At 67.5% G+C, this 2,343-nt stretch carries 1 protein-coding gene; it reads right to left on the bottom strand.

Going from position 1 to position 2,343, the window contains the following annotated elements; all coding sequences use genetic code 11:
- Positions 1 to 31 precede the first annotated feature (31 nt).
- A complete protein-coding gene (locus tag StrepF001_RS44965) occupies positions 32 to 2,281 on the bottom strand; it encodes a DNRLRE domain-containing protein (protein ID WP_129803839.1) in 2,250 nt (749 codons plus the stop codon).
- Positions 2,282 to 2,343: the final 62 nt, after the last annotated feature.

The following is a 2,343-nucleotide window of genomic DNA, read 5'->3' as shown; positions in this document are numbered from 1 at the left end:
ATGCCCGGTCAACGACACCACACAGACTCCGTCACAAGATCTCCGGCTGTAGTACAAGTGTCCTCGCTGCCATGGCGATCTCGGCGTCGTACTTGCGGCTCTGACACATCTCGATCTCAGGATTGTCGGTCGTGTAGCAGTTGTCCCGGCTCCCAGGCTCCGGAGGGGCGCCGTGCGGGCTCGGCTGCTTTTCGGGCACATCCTCTGCCTCGTAGGGCTCCTCCTCCGGGATGGGGTCTGTGCTGGTACCGCCGTCTGGTACGGCAGTATCGCCACTGATCGGCTCCTTGCCGGTGCCGTAGTCGTAGACCTTCGCCGAGCCCGTGTTGTCCGCGCGGTCGACAACGCGGCCCTCGGTGCGGTTCATGCCTCGCTCGTCCGGCGTGCCCGTCACAGTGGTGGGCTGACCGGCAACTGCGGGCTTCTCGGCACTCCAGGCGCCACCGTTGGTACGGCTCTGGATGCCTCGGACATCGTTACCGGCCGAAGGCGTGATGTCGAAATCGCCGGTGCCATTGTTCGGCGTCCACGCGCCCTCGGGGTAGTCGGTCGAGGCAATCTTGGCCGGGGCCCCCGGTGCGGTGGTGTCGACGACAAACTCGGTCCAGGTGGACCAGGAGACGTTGTAGTGGGTGCCGTCGTAGGCGTTGGTGCGGAACTTGTAGGTTTTGCCGTCCTGGAGTTGGCCTGCGGGCACGACCACGCTGACGGGCTGTCCCTCGGGGCCGAAGTCGGAGACGATCAGGCCTTCGCCGGCCGGGGTGGTGATGGGGGTGTTGGTGGCGGCGTCGTAGACCTGGAAGGTGCCGTTGACGGTGTCGCCGTCGGGGTCGGTGAAGGTGTCCCGCAGGGTCGGGGTCGTCGTGTTCACTGCCCACACGCCGGCGTAGGACTTGAACGGCGGGCCGGCCTGGCGGTTGGTGCCGTCGGAGGGCCGGTAGTTATAGGTGACGGTCAGCTTCGGCTGGTTGGTGGTGGCGTTGCCGGAGTTGACGCGTTTCCAGGCGCGGGTGTCGTCGGTGGCCGCGCGTAGGCCCATGAAGCCGCGGGTCGCCTTGGCCGAGGCCCAGGTCTGTACGAGGGTGTCGACGTCGGCGTTGATCCACCCGTCGGGCTGGGTGGCGGTGCAGTCCGGGTTGCCGCGGGTCTGCGTGGAGGAGTGGTACTGCTGGTTCCAGGTGGGCTGGTTCGTCCACCGCGAGGAGGTGGAGGCCTGGGTGGTGTCCCAGATGGTCCACTCCTGGTTGGTGCAGTCGGTGTTGCCGGAGTGGAAGTTCCACAGCGCCAGGTTCGTGTCGATGATCAACGCGTCCTGGATGGGCGTGGTGTTCCAGTGGATGAAGGACCGGGCCACGCGGGTGGTGCCGTCGGCGTTGGTGGTGCCCGGGTTGCCGAAGTCGAGTTCGGTGTCGGCCGACCAGTCGACCGTCTCGCCGCGCTGCACGTAGGTGTCGAACGTGGACGCCAGCGCGGAGGTCGAGGGGTCCACCGTGACCGGGTACTGGGTCTTCGGGTCGGCGAGGAAGTCCGCGCTGGGCGTGACGACCAGGTCGATGCGGCCGGTGCCCTTGTTCACGACCTTCATGTCGACGCGGGCCCGGCGGGTGTGCTCACCCGACCGCTTGTCCACGGACGCGTCCCACATGACCGGGGCCGGCATCGTCGCCCGCCGCTCACCGGTCTCGGCGTCGGTGAAGGACACCGACCCGTCCTTGTGCGCTGTAGCCTTCAAACCCTTGGCCTTGACCGGCAGCGTGTAGGAGTAGGCACCAGAGGGCCTCTTGGCGATCTCGACGAACTGCTCGAAGCCGGTCCGCGTGGCCTCGACGATGACGTCGGCGCCGGGCACGGCCTCACGGTAGCGGGCCGTTGTGCCGTCCAGCTCCGGCGCGGGAAGGCCGCCCTTCCACTGCACAGTCACCGCCTGGTCGTCACTGCCGAGAGTGACGAGGTCCCGCGGGGCAGCGTCCTGCGCGGCGGCCAGCGAGCGCGGAACGGTACCGCCCTTACCCGCCAGACGCAGCCCGTTCGGGTGCTCCTTCGCCTTCACAGAGCCATCGCCGGCCCTGGTCAGTGAGACGTCGACCGTGCGCCACTTACCGCCACGCCAGACCCGCTCGGGCCCGGAAGTCAGGTCGGTGGTGAGGGTGCCGTCAGGGTTGGCGACGGTGTAGGAGGTGGCCGTCGTCTCGTCATAGGCGACGACCTTGTTGCCGGTCTTCTTCGCCTCGAGGATCGCCCACGCCTTCGAGCCCTTGGCGTGCTGAGCGGCCCACTCCATGTCGGCCTCAAGGGTCTCCGCCTTCGAAGGCTGGGAGACCTTAGAGGTCGTCTCATTTGGAA

Origin of the sequence: Streptomyces sp. F001 (assembly GCF_004187715.1) — a bacterium.
Taxonomy (GTDB): Bacteria; Actinomycetota; Actinomycetes; order Streptomycetales; family Streptomycetaceae; genus Streptomyces; species Streptomyces flavusporus.
The sequence above is the reverse complement of the archived record's forward strand: the minus strand, read 5'-3'. Positions and strand labels throughout refer to the sequence as shown.

Bases quoted from the DNA above. Each gene is read 5' to 3' on its own strand.
- StrepF001_RS44965 (WP_129803839.1), bottom strand. From the start codon at position 2,281: ATGGAGTGGGCCGCTCAGCACGCCAAGGGCTCGAAGGCGTGGGCGATC.